A 22369-nucleotide genomic window follows, 5' to 3' on the forward strand; every position below is an offset into this window, starting at 1 on the left:
GGGCTTTTTTTATCACTTCGCCCGCCAACGCATAGCCCGACAGTCGCGGCAAGCCTTATACTCTTTGCCCATGAAAGAAGCCCTGATCCGTTACTTCCCCCATGTGGACTACGCCCCCTGCTGGCAGGCCATGCGTGATCTTACCGACCAGCGCACACCGGACACGCCAGACGAGTTATGGGTGCTGGAACATCCTCCCGTCTTTACCCTCGGCCAGGCCGGCAAGCCCGAGCATGTGCTCAATGCCGGCGACATCCCTGTGGTCAAAACCGACCGGGGTGGCCAGGTGACCTACCACGGCCCCGGCCAGACCGTGATTTACCTGATGCTGGACATCAAACGACTGGGGCTGGGCAGCCGCGGAATGGTCACCGCCATCGAGGAAAGCATTATCGAGTTTCTGGCCGATCTGGGTATTCAGGCTGCCAGCCGTGACGATGCCCCCGGCGTCTATGTGCAGGGCGCCAAGATCGCCTCTCTGGGGCTTCGCATTCGGCGTGGGGCCACCTACCACGGTCTGGCGATCAACCGGGATATGAACCTTTCCCCCTGGCAGCGGATCAACCCCTGTGGCCACGTGGGGCAACCCATGACCACCCTGGAAGCCCTGGGCATCCATCTGACCCGTGAAGACATGGAGCAACAGCTGGTGACCGTTTTAGCCAAACGTCTGGGGCTGACAGCACGGACAGCGCCAGCCCCGGACTGGTACAATAACCCTGACTCCACTACCTCTGACTGATCTTCAGCCAGGACACAGGCAATCAATACAGGCACTCCATGAGCGAGCAGACACAGGCCAAACGCAAGGTTCAGATCGGCGACAAACTGCGTGGCGCAGACAAGGTGCGCACCATTCCTCTGGTCAATGAGGAAGGGGGCTACCAGCGCAAACCGGACTGGATTCGTGTACGGGTGCCTGCCAATGGGGAAATCCAGCGCATCAAGACCCTGTTGCGCAAGCAGAAGCTGCATACCGTGTGTGAAGAAGCCGCCTGCCCCAACCTGCCGGAATGCTTCGGCGGGGGTACCGCCACCTTCATGATCATGGGCGACATCTGTACTCGCCGCTGTGCCTTCTGTGACGTGGGTTTTGGCCGTCCCAATGCGCTTGACCCGGAAGAGCCCGTGCATCTGGCAGAGTCCGTGGAAAACCTGGAATTGAGCTATGTGGTGATCACCTCTGTAGACAGGGATGATCTGGCCGACGGTGGCGCTGAACACTTTGCCGAATGTATTCGCCAGGTACGCAGCCGCACCCCGGACACCACCATCGAAATCCTGACACCGGACTTCCGTCCGTGCATGGACACCGCACTGGATATACTGGAAGCCACCGCGCCGGATGTCTTCAACCACAACATCGAAACCGTACCGGACCTGTACAAACACATCCGCCCCGGTGCCCGCTACCAACACTCCCTCGACCTGCTCAAGCAATACAAATCGCGTCGTCCAGACGTCAGCACCAAAAGCGGCATCATGGTCGGGTTGGGTGAAACCTTCGATCAGGTAATTGCTACCATCCGCGACCTTCGCGCCCATGACGTAGACATGATTACCATTGGTCAATACTTGCAGCCCAGCAAACACCATGCCCCCGTTGAACGTTTCGTCCACCCCGACGAATTCCGTGAATATGCGCGCATCGCCGAGGAATTGGGTTTCATCTCGGTGGCATCTGGCCCGATGGTTCGCAGCTCCTACCATGCCGACCTGCAGCACAAGGGTGTCGATGTGGGCATTCACAAACCCGCGTAACCCTGGAATCCAGCACTGCCGTGCTGCGAAATTTACAATTATGCATCGACTGGCACACTGACCCGCCACAAGGTTTGCGGTAGTCTAATCCAGTCGTTGCCGTTCCTGCTGCTGCATGCCTGCTGACTTTCCGGAACGGTGTCTGTAACAACAACAAGCTGTCCTTTCGTCGAAGTGACATCCGTTTCAGGGGTATTTCTATGCTGCCGCTCGTAGTCCGGGTGACGACATTACACAAGCAACTTGGCCTTGCCATGATGTTGCTGGCTGCACTTTTACTCAGCGAAACCAGTCTCGCCGAGTCGCCAAACCCGATCATGAAAACGGTGCTCAGCACCGCCCAGAAACTGCGCCTGGATGAACAGAATCTGGCACTGGCGGCCGTGCCTCTCAACGGCCCGGGTGAAGCACACTTTCTGAACGCTGACCAACCCTTCAACCCAGGCTCGATCATGAAGGTGGTTACCACCTACGCCGCCCTGGAACTGCTTGGCCCCACCTACCAGTGGCACACTCGCCTCTACACCGACGGCACCATTGAAGGCGATACCCTTCAAGGCAATTTGTATTACGCCGGGAGTGGCGACCCGAAACTCACCGAGGAGCGGCTTTGGCTACTGCTCAGGGAGTTGCGTTCCATGGGCATCGACCACATTCAGGGTGACCTGGTACTGGACGGCAGCGTATTCAATCTGCCCAATGGCATTGCCGATTTTGATGACGATGGAGGCAATCCCAACGCGCCCTTTCTGGTGGAACCCAACGGCCTGCTCACCAATCTCAATGTGCTGCGCATTCGCTCACGGGCAGATCAACGAGGTGTTCACAGCTGGATGGAACCGCAACTGGCGGGCGTGGAACTGGATAACCAGATTGTGGTTCGCAAGTATGGGGCCTGCCCACGGCGTTTCCAGTTCGATTACACCCCCTCGGTCACAGAAAATGGGCTGACGAAAATCACCCTTACGGGAGTACTGCCGGAGGGCTGCTCCACCTCCAGTTACCTGTCCATTCTGGACCAGGCCGACTACACCGGCGCGCTGCTGGTGGGCCTCTGGCAACAACTGGGGGGCACCCTCACCGGACAAATTCGCGAAGGCCTGCGCCCCCGTGACAAGAGCTCCCAGTTATTGGCAACCACCTCCTCCCATGATCTGGTCACCATGGTGCGGGATATCAACAAGTGGAGTAACAATGTAATGGTGCGCCAGCTTTATCTGACGCTGGGCGCCAAGTTCCGTACACCGGATGACGCCGATGACCTGGCTGCGGCAGACCGCACCATTCGTGAATGGATGACCGACAAAGGGATCGACAACACCAATCTGGTCTTCGAAAACGGCTCTGGACTATCACGCAGCGAACGCATTTCCGCCCGCCAGATGGGCGAGTTGCTGGAGCACGCCTGGGCCAGCCGTTTCTCCGCCGAACTTATCGCCTCACTGCCGCTGGTGGCGATGGATGGCACCATGCGCCGCCGCCTCGGCCACGCCGACATGGCAGGCATGGGCCATATCAAAACCGGATCGCTGAAGGATGTGCGTTCCATCGCCGGCTACACCCGGGATGAAAACAACACCACCTGGGTCGTCGTTGCCATGGTAAATGACCTGCGGGCCTGGAAAACCGAACCGGTACTGGATGAGATCATCGAGCAGGTTCACCTCGCCGCTCGTCTGCAACCCATTCATACCGCATCCAATCAGTAGTCGCTCACCCTCCGTTCATGACGTCCATGCTTTGCTGGATGGTTTGTGCAACACTGCTGCGAGCAATCAATAACAGATAGCCGCAGCAGAGCACCTCCCTTACGCGAATCCGGATTTGTCACCATGATCACTGTCCATCACCTGGAAAACTCCCGTTCCCTTCGCATCGTCTGGATGCTGGAAGAGCTGGGCGTGGAATACCGCATCAAGCACTACAAGCGCGACAGCAAGACCATGCTTGCCCCTGCTGAACTCCGTGAGATCCACCCGCTCGGCAAGTCTCCGGTCATTACCGATGGGGACAACGTGATTGCCGAATCCGGTGCCATTATCGAATACCTTGCCAATCGCTACGGCTCGCCAGACTGGGTAATCCCGGCCAATAGCCCCCGTTGGCAACAAGAGCGCTATTGGCTGCACTACGCAGAGGGCTCGCTGATGCCGCTGCTGGTGATGAAGCTGATCTTTAGTCATATCCCGCGCTCACCGATGCCCTTCTTCGTGAAACCGGTAGCCAAAGGCATCAGCGGCAAGGTAATCGGAGGCTATATCAACCCTCAGCTACAGACCCAGCTTGAAGTGATCGACAAACATCTGTCTGAGCACAACTGGTTTACCGGCGAACAGCCCGGCTGCGCCGACATCATGATGAGTTTTCCCTTGCAGGCGGCCAGTGCCCGCGCTGACATTAATACACTACCGGGCATCAAACGCTTCCTGGAGCAAATGGAGGCTCGCCCGGCATACCAGCGTGCAGTCGAAACTGCTGGCCCACTCACTCCGATGAGCTAAACCGTGACACACTCGCCTGCCGACAACGCGCCAGATCCCGAACACAAGGTACTGGCGTGTTGGCAGCAAAGTGCTGACCACTGGCGGCAACTGATTACGCACAACCGCCTGGCAAGCCGCGCTATTACCAACCCAGCCATTGAGCAGGCTATTCTTGATTATCAGCCCGCCACGGTTCTTGACCTGGGCTGCGGAGAAGGCTGGCTGGCCCGGAGACTGGCAGCACGCGGCATTACCATCACCGCCACGGATGCCGTGAGCAGCCTGATTGAGAATGCCCGGCAGCAGGATCCCCGCAGCCAATATTACTGTCTGGAATACGCAGCACTGCCCGGACCTCTCGCCGGGCAGCAGTTTGATCTGGCGGTATGCAACTTCTCCCTCTTCGGCGACGACTCCGTTCGATCTCTGCTTGCTACACTTGATGATCTGACTGCCCCCACCGGCTACCTGCTGATTCAGACCCTCCACCCACTCAGCGCCTGTCAGGGAGACTACCGGGAAGGCTGGCGGGACAGTCAATGGCAAGGTCTCGATGAGCAGGGGCAGGCGCTGGGAGAGGCTCCCCCATGGTATTTCCGCCCAATGGCCGGCTGGCTCGACCTGCTACAACAACATGGCAAGATCGTCCGCATTGAAGAACCGCTGGACCCCCAATCACAACTCCCGCTTTCTGTGATTTTTCATGTCCAAAGGGACAAGAAACAGGAACATAACAAGCCATAACAAAGTGGCTACAGCGTCCGCCCAGCAGCCCTTCTAGTCTTGCTGCAACGTACTGAGGATGCAGCGACAATGATATTGTTGTACTTCTTGCTGGTTTTTGTCGGTGTGATGGCCCTGAACCACTACCTTTCGCTTCTTAAGCACTCGCGCCATGGCGAGCAGTCTTATCAAGATCGCCCTCTCCAGGCATTGATTGAGCATTGTCAGCAATCTCATACCCACAGCCTAATTCCGCCATCAGGGATTGCTAAAAAGGGTTAAAACTCACGAACCTTTGTCGCAGCAAGGACTCCAAGGATTACAATGTCGGGACCATTCGAGGGAGTGAAAAAATGAAGAAAGCATTGATTGCAGGTCTTGCCGCCGCCGTTTTGGCCGGCTGCCAATCCCAGCAACCGGTTGATGAAGAGCCAGTGGTAATCAATCCTACCGCACAGAAAGCCGTTTACAGTGGCATGTTGCCCTGTGCAGATTGCTCTGGCATTCGTACCACGCTCACCCTGTATCGCGACCAGTTCGATGCACCAACCCGATTCCAGTTGCGCGAAGAATATCTGCAGGGCTCCAAGGTTGGCCTGACAGCCGTTGAACGTGGAGACTGGGCGCTGGAGAACCGCATCCATAATGACCGTCAAATGGATCTGTACATCATCAATCCGGAAACTCCGGACGCCAAACGCCAGTACCTGCGTGATGCAGTCAACGCGGTTGAGCAGCTTGACCAGGATGGCAATATTATCGAAAGCAATCTGAATTACCGACTGCTAAGCAAGTAGCCCCAACACCCTCGGGGCGCGGCATTCCTGCCGCGCCCACAAAACGAAGCATCGCTAAGCTACCCTTCTGATCAGATTGTCTTACTGCGAATAGGAATGACTTGCATTTAGGCCGCCCCAAGCCTAATATCGCGAACCGTATTCAGGCTACTTTGCCCCCGATGGGAACCTTGAGCCCATCGCACCCCCTGACACATCACTGTCATTCGGTTCACGCAAAGTCTGGCGCGTTTAAATCATCAGATGATCTACACAGGTATCCGACAGGAGTTTTGCCATGCCCCCTCTTACTCTGCAGCTGCCGGAATGGTTTGTCAGCGGCGGCATCACCATGTGGGTACTGGCCCTGCTCTCGGTGGTTGCCCTGGCAACACTAATCTCAAAGATTCTGCACTTCGCCCGTATTCGCCCCGGCAACACCCGCCAGGCGGATCAGCTGCTTGACGCCCTGCGTAAAGGACAACAACCAGGCAAACCCGGCAAATTGTCTTCGCCGGTAGACCGGGTGATCTGGCAATGCTGGAAGAACCGCAATCTGGACGAAGCCGCCTGGCAGGAAGAAAGCCTGCGCCTGGCACGCACTTCCCTGGACGATCTGCGCGGCGGTCTGCGGGTGCTGGAAGTGATCAGCGCCATCGCCCCATTGCTGGGCCTGCTCGGTACCGTATTCGGTATGATTGGCGCCTTCCAGGCACTGGAAACAGCAGGTTCTCAGGTAGACCCGTCGATCCTTTCCGGTGGTATCTGGGAAGCACTGCTCACCACCGCAGCGGGTCTCACTGTGGCCATCCCCACATTGGCGGCATTCCACTGGGCTGATCGTAATATTGAGCAGTGCCGAGAAAAAATGCAGGACCGTCTTTCCCGCCTGAAAGTGGTTCGCAACCTCAAAACAGACCCCGAACCGGTAGACGACAGCAGCGAGCCGGCGGTATCGCATGCATATTGAAGCCGAACACCATCGCGCACCGTTCATCAGCCTGACACCACTGATTGATGTGGTATTTATCCTGCTGGTGTTCTTTATGTTGGCCACCCGTTTTGGGCAGTTCAACGATCTGCCGGTGAATGTGCAGCCGGCAGACAGCAGCAGCGAGCAACAGGACGAATGGCTGGTGGTGGAAGTGAAAGCTGATGGCGCTTTGATGCTGAACGGCGTGAGCTTTACTCCGGCCGCCATCGCCGACCGTCTGGAAAGAAAAAACCAGAAGGTATGGGTAACCGTAAGCCCGGATGCCACCCTGCAGCAGGCCCTGCGTGCAGTGGACGACATTAAGGCGGCAGGGGCCCGTGACGTACAACTGGAGCTGTTGCCATGATGATCATGGAAAACTCCAGCCGCCGGCCGCCGCTGGAACCAGTGCTACCACTGATCAACGTGGTGTTCTTGCTGCTGATCTTCTTTATGCTGGCCGGCCAGTTAGCGAAACGACCCGTGGTGGCGGTAGAGACACCGGTGAGCCAGGTGGCGAATGGCAAGGAAGCCCGTGAAAAACTGCTGCTGGTTCTCAAATCCGATGGGCAATGGTTCACCGAAGACGGCAAGTCACCGCTGAATGAGGCGGCTCTGGCAGAACTCATTAACGGTCTGCCTACCGTTGCCGACGAGGACACAGGCACCCTGATGAAGGATGCGGAAGTTCGCCTGCTGGCCGACGCCAGTATTTCCATGGCATCACTTCGCCAGCGACTGGAAATTCTTCAGGCCATGGGTGTGGAACAGGTGCGTCTGGTAACACAAGCGGATCCAGGTAGTAACGGGGACGAGAGCCAACCATGAACAAACGAACCTTGATGGCCTGGGGCCTGTCTATCGTTGTCCATGCCAGCGTCCTGGTTACCGTTGGAGCCCTGACCTTGGCAGGTGGACGCCCTGCCCAACCCGGCGTTACCGAAATCGCCATTAACCTGTCTGCGCCACCGGCCCCGACACCGACCGTTGCGCCACAGCCGGCGCCACAGCCCAAACCGAAGCCAAAGCCAAAGCCCAAGGTCAAACCCACGCCCAAACCCAAGCCTGTGGTGAAAAAGCCCGAGCCCAAGCCAGAGCCGAAACCCGAGCCGGTAGAGGAAGTGGTGACACAGGAAACGGCTCCCACAGAGCAGCCACTGGAAACCACACAGCAGACAGCATCCCAGAGCCAGCAGCAGGGCGCCAAAGGCATAGCCGGCGATCCAGGCAAAGGCGCAGACCTGAGTGGTAATAACGACACGCTGCTGAAGCGCTATCTGGCCAAGGTGCGCAACACAATCGAAGACAACAAGCAGTACCCGCACCGCGCCCGCATGCGTCGTCAGGAAGGCACGGTGAAGATCAGCTTTGCCATCAACGCCAATGGCCGTGCGGAACAGGTAGCGCTGACCGACAGCTCCGGCAGCCGTATTCTCGATCGCGCCACTCTGGAGCTCCTGTCCCGTCTGCGCTTTGAAGCTCCGCCCCGCGAGCTGAAAACGATCCCCGTCAGCATCACCGTGCCGGTAGATTACAGCCTGAACAACAGTTGATCCCTCTCCCGCCTGTCCGTATTTTCAAGAGACAGGCGGGGCAACCCCTGCTAGGGAGCCTCTGAATAACTCCTTGCATGCTCAGTCTTTCAGGCCGATTCACCCCCTCTAGGGCCAAAAGGTAAAGCGGGGCGCACTTTTGAAGGCATTCTGGTTGCCTGTCGAGCCTCTTACCTTCAAAGAACGGCAACAACGAGTGTGGATCAGCCTGAAAGACCCGGAGGGCGCGACCTGAAGGGCCCATCTTCTGCGCTTTGCCTCTCGGAAAGGGAGCCACCCTGACCATCGAGACAAAACACAGCAGCTGCACCCTTCAGGTCACGCTGAGTACGCAAGGAGTTATTCAGAGGCTCCCTACGTCTCCCACAAGACAAGGACACGGGATGAACCCACTTTATCTTGCTCTACTGTTGAGCCTGGCCGCCGGGTTAAGCATGGCGATAGGCGCACTACTCGCCGTCAAACCCCTTATTGCACGGGACTGGCTTCGCCAGGAGGTTCGCCACACCGTCATCGCATTTGGGGGCGGAGCATTGCTTGCCGCTGTGGCGCTGGTGTTGGTACCGGAAGGAGCCAAACATCACTCCCCCTTTTCCGCCACCGTCATGTTTGTGGGAGGCGGTCTCGTCTTCATGATCATCGACCGCGCCCTGGCGGCACGGGGAGGGGCCATGTCACAGCTGCTGGCTATGCTGCTCGACTTTGTACCCGAAGCCATTGCGCTTGGCGCGGCTCTGGCAGTTGGCGGAGGGCAAGCGTATCTGCTGGCGTTCCTGATCGGGTTACAGAACCTTCCTGAAGGCTTCAACGCCTATCGGGAGATTCGTGGCGGTGGCGGGCTAGCGCCCGGCAAGATCATTCTGGCTTTTGCCGCCCTATCCCTGCTGGGTCCACTCAGCGCCTGGCTTGGCTTTGCCATACTGGTAGACATGCCGGTCATCCTCGGGGGCATCATGTTGTTTGCCAGCGGCGGCATTCTCTACCTGATCTTCCAGGACATCGCCCCACAGGTTCCGCTCAAGCGGGCCTGGGCACCGTCACAGGGAGCCGTTGCCGGGTTTGCCTTGGGGTTGGTAGGGCATTTGCTGGTGGGGTGAAAAGCAGCTGCGAGCTACGAGCTTTCAGCTGCGAGGAGAACCGACAATATCAGGCCGAAAAGCCCCGGGAGCTTGCCAGCAAGTGCAGCGAGGCGACCGAAGATAATTATTTTCAAAGACCAGTCGAGCTCAGGATTGCCCAGCCGCCCTGCGGTCGATTCCGCGTTAACACGCGGTTCGCGGCTCAAGCGCCGCTCCTACGGCGGCTTCGAAAAAGTGCAGCACCGCCGGGGAACTTTTCAGAATCGCCCTATCCAATCGAGCGTAGCTCGTAGCTCGTAGCTCGTAGCTCGTAGCTCGTAGCTCGTAGCTCGTAGCTCGTAGCTCGTAGCTCGTAGCTCGTAGCTCGTAGCTCGTAGCTCGTAGCTCGTAGCTCGTAGCTCGTAGCTCGTAGCTCGTAGCTCGTAGCTCGTAGCTCGTAGCTCGTAGCTCGTAGCTCGTAGCTCGTAGCTCGTAGCTCGTAGCTCGTAGCTCGTAGCTCGTAGCTCGTAGCTCGTAGCTCGTAGCTCGTAGCTCGTAGCTCGTAGCTCGTAGCTCGTAGCTCGTAGCTATTGTCTATTCCCCCCACCGCTTCATCAGCGTCTGCTCGATACCCAGATGATCCAGCAACCGCGCCACCATAAAATCCACCAGATCGGAAACGCTTTCAGGCTGGTGATAAAACCCTGGCGCCGCTGGCATGATGGTGACGCCGAGGCGGGAGAGCTTGAGCATGTTTTCCAGATGAATGGCGGAGAACGGGGTTTCTCGCGGGACCAGGATCAGTTTTCGGCCTTCCTTGATGGCCACGTCAGCCGCACGCTCGATCAAGTTATCGCTGGCGCCGCTAGCAATAGCCGACAGGGTCCCAGTGGAGCAGGGGCACACCACCATGGCCGCAGGAGCGCCACTGCCCGACGCCACCGGTGCCGTCCATTGCTCCAGACCGCACACCACCAGCGTCCCTTTGTCGGTACCAACCCAGTCACGCAAGGCCTGTTCGGACTTGCCCGTGCCGGCAGGCAGAGACAGTTCGGTTTCCGTGCCAATCACGATTCGCGCCGCCTTGGACAGAATCACGAACACTTCACAGTCTGCCTGTAGCAAGCACTGCAACAGTCGTAACCCGTAAGGCGCACCAGAGGCCCCGGTAAACGCCAGTGTGACACGTTTGCCCATGATTACATTCCTACACCGCGAGCCATCAAAGCACCCAGGATTGGCATCAATGATATCAGATGAATTTCTGCCACCAGAGTCCGTCGCAGGCTCTTCTGAAGTGCAAAGGAAACCGGTGGCACCGCCTCCCCGTCCGCCGTCCTGCGCCAGGCGCGCATGAGCTTGACCGGGTAGAGACTGAGCAGAATTATCAGCACAAACACAGTCACCTTGGCGTGAAACCAGGGATTGGCCATATAAAAAACCATGCCCTTCTCCGTCCATCCGGCCCGTGCCAGCCCGCTGACCAGCACCACCAGCAATGACACCCAATACGCCACATGCAGCCACAACAGGGTACGGAAATTGTACTCATTGATCTGCGTCCGCCAGAACAGCAGCATGCCGTAAACGCAGCCGAACAACACCAGAATACCCAGATAATGCGCAGACGCCCAGAACACGGACCAGAACATGGCAAGCCCTCAAAAGCAGTTCAAAGTTAAAAGTTCAAAAGCGCGACACAGGCCAACATTGACTGAAAGACCATCGCCGCGATCAAGAGTTTGTGCGCGGGTACGACGTTGAAGGTTCCGCCTATGCTACCCCGCGCCTTTCAACTTTAAACTTTGAACTTTCAACTCCAACCCCTGCCCGACTGGAAAACTGACACAGATCAGAGGTAGAGGTCATTGAAACGCGGGCACGGCCTGCCAGTACACAGCAAGCCATCCCGTGTTGATGCGTGTTGCGTGAAGCGTGAGGCGTTTACCCCGCCAACGCATCCAGCAACTTCTGATGAATACCGCCAAAGCCACCATTGCTCATCACCACCACATCCAGCGATTCGCCTTTGTGAGCCACCACGCGGGCAATGATGTCGTCCAGGGACTCGCTGACTGACGACGGTACGGAGGATGCTTCCAGCACCGAATCCAGTGACCAGTCCAGTCCCGGTGGTTGATACCAGATCACTTCATCGGCAGACACGATGCTGCCAGCCAAGGCGGCTTTGTGGCTGCCCATGCGCATGGTATTGGAGCGCGGTTCAATGATCGCCAGGATGCGGCCTTCGCCCACTTTGCGACGCAACCCATCAAGCGTAGTAGCGATAGCGGTTGGGTGATGGGCAAAGTCATCGTAGACACGCACACCACCCACTTCGCCACGCAATTCCATGCGACGTTTTACGCCTTCGAACTCGCACAGTGCTGCAGCCCCATCAGGCAGGGTAACACCCACATGGCGCGCGGCCAGAAGCGCAGCCATGCCGTTGTTAACACTGTGGCGGCCGGTCTGGCCCCAGTTCACCTGCGCCACCGGCTTTCCGTTTTCCAGCACGGTAAAGCTTGAGCCATCTTCCTTGTCGAGCCGATAGCCCAGCATCGTCTCTTCACCGAAACGCTCCACTTCACTCCAGCAACCCTTCTCCAGGGTTTCTTCCAGAGCGGCTTCGCCTTCCGGCAGGATCAATCGGCCAGTGGAGGGCACGGTACGAATCAAATGATGAAATTGGGTCTGGATAGCGGCCAGGTCGGCGAAGATATCCGCGTGGTCGAATTCCAGATTATTCAGAATCACGGTGCGCGGCCGGTAGTGTACAAACTTGCTGCGCTTGTCGAAGAAGGCGGTGTCGTATTCGTCCGCTTCCACCACAAAGAACGGTGTCTCACCAAGACGAGCCGAGACACCAAAGTTGCCAGGTACACCACCAATCAAATAACCGGGATTCAAGCCGGCATGTTCAAGAATCCATGCCAGCATGGAGCTGGTGGTGGTCTTGCCATGGGTTCCTGCCACCGCCAACACCCATCGACCGGGCAGCACCACCTCTTCCAGCAACTGAGCTCCAGAGGTATACGCCAGCCCCTTGTCCAGTACCGCTTCCACCGCCGGATTGCCTCGGCTAAGCGCATTGCCGATCACCACCAGATCCGGTGCCGGTTCCAGCTGCTCCGCGTCATAACCCTGGATCAGTTCAATGCCCGCGGCTTCCAGCTGGTCACTCATGGGGGGATAAACGTTCAGATCACTGCCCGTGACCCGGTGGCCCTGAGCTTTAGCCAACTGGGCCAGCGAGCCCATGAATGTGCCACAGATGCCGAGAATATGAATATGCATGGATGCCTGACTGCCAAGTGAATAAACCCCTGCACCATAGCGGGAAGCCGACCTCAGGTGAAGCCCTCACCCTGGCCCACCAGAATCCGGATTTGCTGGGAACGACGCAGCACCGTTGAAGGACTCATCCCCAACATACTCTTGAAAGCATGCGTGAGATGCGACGAGTCGGAAAACCCGGCCGCGAGGGCGGCATCCGTCAGGCTGCTTCCCAGCGCCATCATGGAGGATGTCACAAAGAGTCGGTGCCAGAGTCGGTAACGGCGAATAGGCACACCGGTCACTTCCTTGAACAGTCGCTGTAGACGGTCGCCCGACAATCCCACCGCATCCGCAAGCGTGTTGTTGGACACGTTATCGGAAGGATCACTGCGAATGCGGGAAATCACCTCGGCGATCCGCTCATCAGCGCGAAAATCCGCAACCACTTCATCGCCTGCCGGGAACAACACCCCTGCAAGCTTGCTATACGCCTGCGCCGCACCGGCCTGCTGATCGTGTAGCTGCGCCAGGATCTGGTGTTGCAGGTCACCCTCGATATCGGCCACAAACAGGCCCGCTTCTTCCTCCCGCATACGGCTCTTGTGAAAACGGAAGTCCCTGCCCATCGGGTCCAGAAAACAACAACCAATTCGCCCACCGTTCGACGAGGCAGTAAAGCTGGTACCGGCAGGAATCAGCAACCTGTCGGACACTATAGTCCGATCACCCACGGTGACCGGAATTCCCTGATCGACACCCACCAAAAGTGTGTGAGCACCAATATTCAGCGGAGCGAGCGGCCCAATGTAACCCAGAAAGAGGGTGCGTTGAGGCCACAGATACAGCGTTGTAGGCAGCGTTTCTGAGTGATTCATTATTGTTTTTCTCACGCAGCGTGCGATGCATCACAAAATCAGGCACAGAGCAGAACAATATGTATACCTACACGGTTTCTTACAAGTTTGCTACCAGACATCTTTTTTAGAGTGTTCCCGTCGACAAAAAAATGGCCCGGCGCCGGCCACACAGAAAACAACAACGACGGAGAGTCACCATGACAAGCAAAAGGAACCGGCTGATCACAGCCCTGTTGATATTCATAGCCAGCAACCCGGCCAGTGCCTGGTGGTTTGGCAAAGACAAACACTACGCAGAAACCCGTTACCCCATAGTGATGGTTGGCGGCATCATCGCCTTCGATGAGATTGCCGGGATTGATTACTTTTATGGCATCGCTGACGAGTTGAGAGACTACGGTGCCGACGTCTACGAAAGTAATGTGAGCGGGATGCAGAGCAACGAATATCGCGGCGAAGAACTCATTCAACAAATTGAAAATTATCTTGCCGTCAGCGGCGCACAAAAGGTCAATATCATCGCCCATTCTCAGGGTGCCCCCACCGCACGCTACGTGGCAGCCGTCAGGCCGGAGCTTGTCGCTTCTGTCACTTCCGTACATGGCGAAAACCGCGGCACTCCAGTCGCTGATGTGATTCGCGGTATTATGCCGGAAGGCGGCATCGTCGAAGGCCTTGGCGATGCCATTACCTTTGCCTTTGCCGGTCTGTGGGAAGCCGCCTCCGGTGGCCCAAACCCGCTCAACCAGTCAGCCTCTGCCGTGCTTGCCGACTCTACCACCCAGGGGATGGCTGAATTCAATCAGCGCTATCCGCAAGCCATGCCGACCACGGCCTGTGGCCGGGAAGGAACACACAACGTCAACGGCGTCCGCTACTGGTCCTGGGGTGGCGATGGCGTGCAAACCAACCTGCTGGATCCCTTTGACAGCCTGCTGGTGAGTGTCACCAAGCTGGCCTTTGATGATGAACAGCACGATGGCGTACTGCCCGTCTGTGGCATGTATCTGGGCAAGCCGATTCGTCATAACTACAACCACAATCATGCCGACGCTATACGTCAGCTATTCGGGTTACTGGGTTGGGAAACCGACCCCAAGACCTTGTATCGCAATCATGCCAACCGTCTGAAAAACGCTGGTCTGTAAAAAACATCAGGCGGGGTATCGCCCCGCCTGATACAGGAGTTGGCCATGAAAAAATATCTGGCTTTATCCAGCATAGTGTTGATCTCGCTGGTTGCCATCATCATTGAATTAAAAAAGCCTGACTCAGCTACATCTTCGCTTTCATATCCAGAGTCAGACGAGATCAGAGAAGGACGTTCGCCCACTACCGGTTCCCAAAGAGTGGTTCAGGAAAGTGCACAAGATGAAGCGTCAACCATCTCCGTTAACAGGATATTGGCAACCACATCGCTGGCTGACACCCAGGTTCCTGCAAAGCTCAATATAGACAGGCAAGGACATTTGATCGTTGATAGCAACAGCAAGGCTATCCTGGATTATTTCCTCTCCCTCTCCGGTGAAATTCCAGAACAACAGATTCGCTCGTTGCTGCAGCAGTGGGCCTCCGGTACCGCAGGAGAAACCGCAGCACGCGAACTGACTACGCTACATGATAGCTACCAGCATTATTTACGAGCATTTTCCAGCGGTGATTTTGCCGCCACCAATGACAGCAACATTCGCGATCAGCTGCAACGACGGCAGCGTTTGCGCGACGACATCCTGGGGGCCGACCACGCTTCCAGCTTTTTTGCCGATGAAGATCGCTATGATCAGTACAGTCTCCAGCGTCACGATATTCTTGCCTCTGAACTGAGCGATCAGGAAAAAGAGCTGGCCCTGACCACCCTGCGGCAAACTCAACCAGAACATCTCGCAAGGCAATATCAGCAACAACACCAGCTGCGAACTCTGCAGAAGAGCGAACAAGCCCTTATTGAATCCGGTGGCGACGAAACCGATCTCTTTGCCCTGCATCAGGAACAGTTTGGGGATGCCGCAGCATTGCGATTACAACAGCTGTCCCGGCAACGGAATAACTGGAAGCGGAAAGTAGATGACTATCAGCAGCAGCGCCAAAAAATCCAGATGTCGGGTTTATCTGATCAAGATCAACAACAACAGCTTGAGCAATTGCGTAGCACGCTTTTCAACGAAGCAGAGCAACAGCGCATATCGGCCCTGGAACGCATCCAGTCTTCTCCATAGAGGCTCAAGGGTTTCACGGCCAGCTCGTTTCTGAAAGATCGCTAGCTCAAGGAACTTTTGGCATATTGCAAGAAGCGCAAAGCAGAAAAAAACGGGCAACATCCAGTTGCCCGCAAGGGAAGGTTAAGGCGTCGCCGTTGACGCCTTACTGCCGTAGATCAATAGCAATCAATGGCTGATCATCCAGGGCCGTGCCGACGGGAACATCTTGTTGCCTTCCGCGGTGTAGAACAGCTTGGATTTGCGCTTGTGATGACAGCAGCCCTGCTCTTTCTCTGAGTGCTTGTTGCCATGACGAGGCTCGTGGGCTGCCTTCTCATTCCGTTCAAAGGCCTGGCGCCGTTCCGGTGCCATATCCAGCAGCTCCGGCGCCACCATGATCACCCGGGCGGAGAGCGCACCGCAGGTGGGACAGGGGGCACATTCCCCAGAGGCCTGCATCGGCACCAGATCGTGGAACAGGCCGTGCTCGGAACATTTGTAATCATAAAGCGGCATGATCAGCTCCTCTCTTGCTTATTTGTCTTTTGATAGCGGAACGTCGGTGCTGCCGGCGACGCTATGCTGCGGCCCGTCCATCCCCGGCTTGATATCGAAGTCGAAGATATCCGTGGGTAGCCACAGGGTGGCACAGGCATTGGGTACATCAACGACGCCACTGATATGCCCCTGCACCGGCGCACAACCGAGCAAGGCGTAGGCCTGAGCACCGGTGTAACCAAACTTCTTCAGATACTCGATGGCATTCAGACAGGCCTGACGATAGGCCACATGCACATCCAGGTAGTGCTGCTTGCCCTGCTCATCCACGGAGATACCTTCAAAGATCAGGTAGTCGTCATACTTGGGCGCCATGGGGCTGGGCTTGAAGATGGGGTTCTTGATGCCGTACTTCTCCATTCCGCCCTTGATGATGTTCACCCGCAGGTGAATCCAGCCGGCCATTTCGATAGCGCCACAGAAGGTAATCTCGCCGTCACCCTGACTGAAGTGCAGGTCGCCCACGGACAAACCGGCATCTTTCACATAGACCGGGAAGTACACCTGGGAACCGCGGGAGAGATCCTTGATATCACAGTTACCGCCATGCTCACGGGGTGGCACGGTACGGGCGCCTTCCGCCGCGGCCTTGGCCTTGGCATCGCCAGACAACTTGCCCATGTGGGCAGTGTCGGCGTAAGGCAGGTTGGCCAGGCCCGGCACACGGTCAGGCTCGGTGTCGTAAAGTTCTTTCTCACGGCTGTTCCACTCATCCAGCATATCCTTGGAAGGCAGGCAGCCGATCAGGCCGGGGTGAATCAGACCGGCAAATTCCACATTGGGAATATGACGGGACTTGGTGAACATGCCATTGAAATCCCAGATGGACTTCTGTGCTTCCGGGAAGTGTTCGGTCAGGAAGCCACCGCCGTTCTGCTTGGAGAAGAAGCCGTTGAAGCCCCACTGGCTTTCTTCAAAGGTGCCAATATCGAGAATGTCCACCACCAGCAGATCACCAGGCTCAGCCCCTTCCACGCCCACCGGGCCGGTCAGGAAATGGACTTGGGAGAGATCCACATCGCGCACGTCGTCGGCGCAGTCATCATTCTTGATCTGGCCTCCGGTCCAGTCATGGCATTCGAGGATAAAATCGTCACCCGGCTTGACCATCTTGGCCATGGGAATATCCGGGTGCCAGCGGTTATGGATGTTTTCGTTTTCGTAAGGCGATTGGTTCAGGTCAATCTTGATAATCGTTTCAGCCATGGTGAGCTCTCCTCCGGTTTGACCACTGGGATTTACCTTCATCGCGGTATTCCCGTCGTTGCCAGTTCACTATCGGAAAAAGATCCACCTCTCACCATTCGCCCATGTCCCACTCGGGGTACGTCATTTGACGTATTGAATCGCACCCGGTGTGGAAATGCCTGACACAAAAAAAGCCCGCCAGGAAAACCGGGCGGGCTTTTTTGTGCCTTGGCAGATTGGCGGTCTACACCGGAATCACGATAAGCGCACCACCCTCCATTCGCGCTTCAAACGTATCGGCTTTGGGGTAATCCAGCATCACCCTCGCCAACGGGGGCGAGAGTTCATTGCGTACCCGCCGTGCCATCTCACGGGCACCGAAGCGGGCATCAAGCGGACGGCAAAGATGACGGCGCGCGCCCTCTCCCAGGCTCAGTAGCGCCTTTCGCTTTTGCAGTCGACGGTTAAGTCGATCCAGCTCGATATCGAGAAGCTGTTCGCTCAAGTCCTTGGCGAGGGGATTGAAGGTAATAATGTTATCGATACGGTTAAGGAACTCAGGATCAAAGCGTTGATGCAGGGCCTGATCAACCACATCGTGGATTTGCTGCCGGGCGTTGCCCCAGCTCCACCAGCGTCGCTGCTGCTGCCGACTCAGTCGGGAAACTTGAGCGGCACCCACATTGCTGGTCATAAAGATCAGACTATTACGAAAATCAATTTCCCGGTTGCCCGCACTTAATCTCAAGCGCCCCCGTTCAAGCACATTCAACAGGGCCCGCACCACTTCCGGGCTGGCCTTCTCCAGTTCATCGAACAGCACGATGCCGGGTTTGCTGAAGCTGCCGGTAATGGCATCCACATCGAACAGGGTCTGCCCTTCCTTGCTGCCCACATAGCCAGGCGGTGCGCCCGTCAGCGAGGCCGCATAGTGCTCCTGGGCCAGGGTACTCATGTCGATGCGGCACACCGCATCCGCACTACCATGAATCGCCTCCGCCAGCAGTCTGACGGTTTCCGTCTTTCCGACACCGGTAGGCCCGACAAACAGCTGCACGGTTAACGGACGGTCCGCTGCACCGATATCCGCCTTGAGCACCTGCAGCATGTTGTCGATGCTATCCAGCACATGAGCCTGGCCGACGATGCGCGCCCGCAGGCGAGCCATGACGTCAGCCGGGTCGAACAGGAAACGGCTCTGGCGACCGGGGTCGACAGACCAGCGCTGCCGATCTGCCACCTCCTTGTTCGTCATCAGCTGCTCATTGATGAAGGGCATCAGCCACCTGCCGTTTTCTCTTTGCCCTCCACGGGCAACTCACCCACCGGACATTCCGCCACTCCAACAGTAGAACGCGTCATGGCTTCCACATTTTCCTGCGCTTTCTGCGCATCCATCACCCAGGTGCGATAGAAGTCGAACGGACAATCTGCCACGCCCTTGTCGCCATCACCGGAAGCATGCATACCGGTGTAGCCACGGTGCAGCAGTTTGAACAAGTGGTTCTGGGATTGATCATTGGCGCGGGCATCGCGGATCTGGCTCACGGACAGTTGTGCATACTGCACACCCATATCCTCTTCGCCACATTCCCCCAGCGTGCGGCCGTCAAAACCGATCAGCGCGGAGTGGCCGAAGTAGGAGTACACGCCATCAAAACCGGTGGCATTTGCCACCGCCACATAACAGTTATTGGCCCAGGCCATGGACTTGGCCATCATCACCTGCTGCTCTTTCGCCGGATACATGTAACCCTGGCAACGGACGATCAGCTCGGCACCTTTCATGGCGCAGTCCCGCCAGATTTCCGGGTAGTTGCCGTCGTCGCAGATGATCAGGCTGATCTTCAGCCCCTTGGGGCCTTCGGTGACATAGGTGGTGTCACCGGGATACCAACCTTCGATAGGACACCAAGGAATGCACTTGCGGTATTTCTGGACGATCTCGCCTTCATTGTTGATCAACACCAGGGTGTTGTAGGGCGCCTTGGCGGGATGTTCTTCATGGCGCTCACCGGTGAGGGAAAATACCCCCCAGGTGTTGGCTTCACGGCAGGCCGCCGAAAAGATGGCGGTTTCATCCCCGGGCACCGTGGCGGCGGTCTCCATCATTTCATCCGGGTCGTACATGATGCCCATGGTGCTGTATTCCGGAAACACCACCAGATCCATGCCCGGCAGCCCTTGCTTCATACCCTTGATCATGTCGGCAATCTTGCGGGCGTTGTCGAGCACCTCGGCTTTGCTATGCAGCCTCGGCATCTTGTAGTTAACTACCGCAACACCCACCGTATCGTGACTGCTGGAAATATCCCCGTGTCGCATGGTTCTCTCTCCTTTCTACGGTTGAGGAATTACACCGCCAGGTAGGCAGCAATCTTTTCCTGGTTCACATCGTCGCCGCTTTCTTCGTGGACGATCTTGCCTTTCTCGATCACCAGAATCCGGTCAGCCACATCCATCACGAAACTCAGCACCTGCTCGGATACCACAATGGACAACCCGCGCTCGTCACGGATGCGTTTCAGAGTCTTAGCCATGTCCTTGATGATGGAAGGCTGGATCCCTTCGGTGGGCTCATCGAGCAGCAACACCTTGGGCCGGGTCGCCAGGGCGCGGGCGATGGCCAGCTGCTGTTGCTGGCCACCGGACAGATTACCGCCACGGCGGTTCTGCATTTCCTTCAATACCGGGAACAGTTCATACAGATCCTCCGGCACTTTCTTTTCCCCCACTGCCGCCAGGCCGGTTTCAATATTTTCCTTTACCGTCAGGGTCGGAAAGATCATTCGCCCCTGGGGCACAAAACCCAGCCCCGCCTTGACCCGCTGAAAACTTTTCAGGGAGGAAAGATCCTGGCCATCCAGCTCGGCTTTGCCGCCGCGCATTTTTTCCATCCCGATCAGGGATTTCATCAGCGTGGTCTTGCCCATGCCGTTGCGCCCCACCACCGCCACAATTTCGTTCTCCGCGATGCTCAGATTCATGTCGCTGATGATGGTGCTCTGGCCGTAAGCCACCTGCAGATTCGATACGTTCAACATATTCAGTACCTCGCCTAAGCGTCAGTGTCCCAGATAGACTTCGATGACTTTCGGATCCTGTTTGACGTGATCAATGGAACCTTCGGACAACACCTTGCCCTGATGCATCACCGTGACCCGATCGGCGATATCACCGACAAACTGCATGTCATGCTCGATCACCAGCACGGTGTGGTTCTCGGTAATCACCCGCAGCAGCTCTGCGGTTTTTTTCCGCTCCGCCACGGACATGCCCGCCACCGGCTCATCCAGCATCAGCAAGTCCGGCTTCTGGATCAGCAACATGCCAATCTCCAGCCACTGCTTCTGGCCATGGCTGAGCAGCGCCGCTTCCTGATGAAGCATCTCGGTGAGAAAGATGGTTTCCGCCACTTCCTCCACCGCCTTGATCACCTCTGCATCGCGTTTGAAAGCCAGTGCACCAATCACTGAGCGACCCGCGGGATAGGAGACTTCCAGGTTTTCAAACACGGTGAGATCTTCATAGATCGACGGGTTCTGAAACTTTCGCCCGACCCCGGCACGGACAATGCCGTGCTCGCTCATCTTGGTCAGCTCCTTGCCCTGAAACTTGATGGAGCCTTCAGTAGCCTTGGTCTTGCCGCAGATCAGATCCAGTACCGTGGTCTTGCCGGCACCGTTAGGGCCGATGATGACGCGGATCTCTTTCGGCTCCAGATACAGCGACAGATCGTTGACCGCCTTGAAACCATCGAAGGACACCGTCAGGCCTTCTACGGCCAGAATGAAATCTTGTTTACTCGGGCTCATTTCGCTTCCTCCACAGGCAAGGTTGGTGCGGTGCTGGCACTGCGACGCAGCATTGCCGGCAGCTTGCTTTCCAGCGGCATCACATAGCGGCGATAGAGACCCGCCAGACCATCCGGGAAAGCCAGCACCACGGCGATGAACAACACGCCCAGGCCGTACAGCCACAGTTCCGGGAAGGATTCAGAGAAGAAGGTCTTGGCGGCATTCACGATCAGCGCACCGTAGATGGCACCCAGCAAGGAGTTCCGGCCACCCACCGCACACAGGATCACCATCTCGATGGAAGGCACGATGCCCACGAACGAGGGAGACATGAAGCCCACCTGCAGGGTGAACATGGCACCACCGATACCGGCAAACATGGCCGCCAGGCAGAACACGAAGATCTTGAAGGACGCCACGTCATAACCGGAGAAACGCACCCGGTCTTCCTGGTCACGCATGGCCAGCAGAATGCGGCCGAGCTTGCTGCGCATTACCCAGGCGCCCACGATCAGGCAGACAAACAACATGCCCACACAGACAAAGTACAACAGGGTCTTGGCTTCATCGGTACGGATATCCCAGCCCATCAGGGTACGCAGATCGGTAATCCCGTTAACGCCCCCGGTGAAGCCCTGCTGACCGATGATCAGGATGGTCAGGATGGCAGCAATAGCCTGGGTGATAATGGCAAAGTACACGCCACCCACTCGACGCTTGAACATGGCCACCGCGATGATGAAGGCCAACAAGGCCGGCACCGCCAGCACCGCAATCAGGGTGAAGGAGAAGCTGTGGAAGGGTTCCCAGAACCAAGGCAGCGCGGTGAGCTGGTTCCAGTCCATGAAGTCAGGGATCCCCGGCGTAGACTGAATGGCGGTGTTCTCCGGACTGGACGCTTCCAGCTTGAGGAACATGGCCATGCAGTAACCACCCAGACCAAAGAAGATCCCCTGCCCCAGACTGAGGATGCCACTGCGCCCCCAGCACAACACCAGCCCCAGCGCCGCGAAGGCATAGGTCAGGTATTTGCCGACCATGTTGAGGCGGAAGGAATCCAGCGCCAGCGGGAAGACCACCACCAGCAGCAAGGCCAGCAGCAGATAGTAGATGCCCTCGCGGGACTTCAACCATTCGAAGAAAAGATTCGCTTTCATGGCAGCCT

The 22369-nt window shown here is 57.1% G+C and carries 25 protein-coding genes; 13 read left to right on the plus strand and 12 right to left on the minus strand.

All coding sequences use genetic code 11. The features are described from left to right. Positions 1-70: 70 nt before the first annotated feature. The 11 genes from lipB to Y5S_RS03945 all read left to right on the plus strand — a co-directional run bounded on the left by lipB (position 71) and on the right by Y5S_RS03945 (position 9366). On the plus strand, positions 71-742 hold the full coding sequence (gene lipB, locus Y5S_RS03890) for a lipoyl(octanoyl) transferase LipB (protein WP_052041376.1): 672 nt from the start codon (positions 71-73) through the stop codon (positions 740-742). A 38-nt stretch (positions 743-780) separates the two neighbouring features. Next, a complete protein-coding gene (gene lipA / locus Y5S_RS03895) occupies positions 781-1761 on the plus strand; it encodes a lipoyl synthase (protein WP_035230541.1) in 981 nt (326 codons plus the stop codon). A gap of 200 nt (positions 1762-1961) precedes the next feature. Continuing rightward, on the plus strand, positions 1962-3470 hold the full coding sequence (gene dacB, locus Y5S_RS03900; protein ID WP_052041377.1) for a D-alanyl-D-alanine carboxypeptidase/D-alanyl-D-alanine endopeptidase: 1509 nt from the start codon (positions 1962-1964) through the stop codon (positions 3468-3470). A 123-nt stretch (positions 3471-3593) separates the two neighbouring features. After that, a complete protein-coding gene (locus Y5S_RS03905) occupies positions 3594-4262 on the plus strand; it encodes a glutathione S-transferase family protein (protein ID WP_035230543.1) in 669 nt (222 codons plus the stop codon). A gap of 3 nt (positions 4263-4265) precedes the next feature. Continuing rightward, positions 4266-4988 (plus strand): class I SAM-dependent methyltransferase, encoded by a 723-nt coding sequence (locus Y5S_RS03910; protein ID WP_052041378.1) that lies wholly within the window; start codon positions 4266-4268, stop codon positions 4986-4988. A 332-nt stretch (positions 4989-5320) separates the two neighbouring features. Beyond that, the gene (locus Y5S_RS03920; protein ID WP_035230549.1) at positions 5321-5764 is read left to right on the plus strand and encodes a copper resistance protein NlpE; all 444 of its coding nucleotides are present in this window, start codon (positions 5321-5323) and stop codon (positions 5762-5764) included. Positions 5765-6041: 277 nt separating this feature from the next. After that, positions 6042-6713 carry a MotA/TolQ/ExbB proton channel family protein gene (locus Y5S_RS03925; RefSeq protein WP_052041379.1) on the plus strand — a complete coding sequence of 224 codons (672 nt, stop codon included), beginning with the start codon at positions 6042-6044 and terminating at the stop codon, positions 6711-6713. Further along, the gene (locus Y5S_RS03930) at positions 6703-7083 is read left to right on the plus strand and encodes an ExbD/TolR family protein (RefSeq protein WP_035230551.1); all 381 of its coding nucleotides are present in this window, start codon (positions 6703-6705) and stop codon (positions 7081-7083) included. Before Y5S_RS03925 ends, Y5S_RS03930 begins: the two co-directional genes overlap by 11 nt. Next, positions 7080-7544, plus strand: coding sequence for an ExbD/TolR family protein (locus tag Y5S_RS19090; protein WP_052041380.1), 465 nt, complete (start codon positions 7080-7082; stop codon positions 7542-7544). Before Y5S_RS03930 ends, Y5S_RS19090 begins: the two co-directional genes overlap by 4 nt. Continuing rightward, positions 7541-8269, plus strand: a complete 729-nt coding sequence (locus tag Y5S_RS03940) for an energy transducer TonB (protein WP_035230552.1) — start codon at positions 7541-7543, stop codon at positions 8267-8269. Before Y5S_RS19090 ends, Y5S_RS03940 begins: the two co-directional genes overlap by 4 nt. Before the next feature lie 383 nt (positions 8270-8652). Then, positions 8653-9366, plus strand: a complete 714-nt coding sequence (locus Y5S_RS03945) for a ZIP family metal transporter (RefSeq protein WP_035230554.1) — start codon at positions 8653-8655, stop codon at positions 9364-9366. A gap of 14 nt (positions 9367-9380) precedes the next feature. Here Y5S_RS03945 and Y5S_RS19635 read toward each other — a convergent pair whose 3' ends face one another. The 5 genes from Y5S_RS19635 to Y5S_RS03965 form a co-directional block, all read right to left on the minus strand. Beyond that, complete coding sequence (locus Y5S_RS19635; RefSeq protein WP_156107562.1) at positions 9381-9554, minus strand: hypothetical protein; 174 nt, start codon at positions 9552-9554, stop codon at positions 9381-9383. Between the two features lie 367 nt (positions 9555-9921). Further along, the gene (locus Y5S_RS03950; protein WP_035230556.1) at positions 9922-10524 is read right to left on the minus strand and encodes a flavin prenyltransferase UbiX; all 603 of its coding nucleotides are present in this window, start codon (positions 10522-10524) and stop codon (positions 9922-9924) included. Between the two features lie 2 nt (positions 10525-10526). Continuing rightward, the gene (locus tag Y5S_RS03955) at positions 10527-10979 is read right to left on the minus strand and encodes a DUF2214 family protein (protein ID WP_035230559.1); all 453 of its coding nucleotides are present in this window, start codon (positions 10977-10979) and stop codon (positions 10527-10529) included. Between the two features lie 292 nt (positions 10980-11271). Then, positions 11272-12624 (minus strand): UDP-N-acetylmuramate:L-alanyl-gamma-D-glutamyl-meso-diaminopimelate ligase, encoded by a 1353-nt coding sequence (gene mpl / locus Y5S_RS03960; protein ID WP_035230560.1) that lies wholly within the window; start codon positions 12622-12624, stop codon positions 11272-11274. 53 nt (positions 12625-12677) lie between these two features. After that, positions 12678-13481 (minus strand): helix-turn-helix domain-containing protein, encoded by an 804-nt coding sequence (locus tag Y5S_RS03965; RefSeq protein ID WP_035230561.1) that lies wholly within the window; start codon positions 13479-13481, stop codon positions 12678-12680. 179 nt (positions 13482-13660) lie between these two features. On the opposite strand from Y5S_RS03965, the gene Y5S_RS03970 reads away from it, so the two are divergent. Together Y5S_RS03970 and Y5S_RS03975 are read left to right on the plus strand one after the other, a co-directional pair. Beyond that, positions 13661-14611 carry an esterase/lipase family protein gene (locus tag Y5S_RS03970; RefSeq protein WP_035230563.1) on the plus strand — a complete coding sequence of 317 codons (951 nt, stop codon included), beginning with the start codon at positions 13661-13663 and terminating at the stop codon, positions 14609-14611. Positions 14612-14656: 45 nt separating this feature from the next. Continuing rightward, positions 14657-15679 (plus strand): lipase secretion chaperone, encoded by a 1023-nt coding sequence (locus Y5S_RS03975; RefSeq protein ID WP_052041381.1) that lies wholly within the window; start codon positions 14657-14659, stop codon positions 15677-15679. A gap of 168 nt (positions 15680-15847) precedes the next feature. Here the strand turns inward: Y5S_RS03975 and Y5S_RS03980 are convergent, their stop codons facing one another. The 7 genes from Y5S_RS03980 to urtC all read right to left on the minus strand — a co-directional run bounded on the left by Y5S_RS03980 (position 15848) and on the right by urtC (position 22361). Further along, on the minus strand, positions 15848-16177 hold the full coding sequence (locus Y5S_RS03980; protein WP_035230565.1) for a zinc ribbon domain-containing protein: 330 nt from the start codon (positions 16175-16177) through the stop codon (positions 15848-15850). An 18-nt stretch (positions 16178-16195) separates the two neighbouring features. Beyond that, on the minus strand, positions 16196-17425 hold the full coding sequence (fmdA, locus tag Y5S_RS03985; protein WP_035230670.1) for a formamidase: 1230 nt from the start codon (positions 17423-17425) through the stop codon (positions 16196-16198). A 226-nt stretch (positions 17426-17651) separates the two neighbouring features. Then, a complete protein-coding gene (locus tag Y5S_RS03990; protein ID WP_231552619.1) occupies positions 17652-18662 on the minus strand; it encodes an AAA family ATPase in 1011 nt (336 codons plus the stop codon). A 23-nt stretch (positions 18663-18685) separates the two neighbouring features. Further along, a complete protein-coding gene (locus Y5S_RS03995) occupies positions 18686-19732 on the minus strand; it encodes an aliphatic amidase (RefSeq protein WP_035230569.1) in 1047 nt (348 codons plus the stop codon). Positions 19733-19761: 29 nt separating this feature from the next. Continuing rightward, positions 19762-20451 (minus strand): urea ABC transporter ATP-binding subunit UrtE, encoded by a 690-nt coding sequence (urtE, locus tag Y5S_RS04000; RefSeq protein ID WP_035230571.1) that lies wholly within the window; start codon positions 20449-20451, stop codon positions 19762-19764. A gap of 21 nt (positions 20452-20472) precedes the next feature. Continuing rightward, a complete protein-coding gene (gene urtD / locus Y5S_RS04005; protein ID WP_035230573.1) occupies positions 20473-21222 on the minus strand; it encodes an urea ABC transporter ATP-binding protein UrtD in 750 nt (249 codons plus the stop codon). Continuing rightward, entirely contained in the window at positions 21219-22361 is a 1143-nt protein-coding gene (gene urtC, locus Y5S_RS04010; RefSeq protein ID WP_035230575.1) for an urea ABC transporter permease subunit UrtC, read from the minus strand. The genes urtD and urtC overlap by 4 nt, the downstream gene beginning before the upstream one ends. Between the last annotated feature and the right edge of the window lie 8 nt (positions 22362-22369).

The sequence above is a fragment of the Alcanivorax nanhaiticus genome, from assembly GCF_000756665.1.
GTDB classification, from domain to species: Bacteria; Pseudomonadota; Gammaproteobacteria; order Pseudomonadales; family Alcanivoracaceae; genus Alcanivorax; species Alcanivorax nanhaiticus.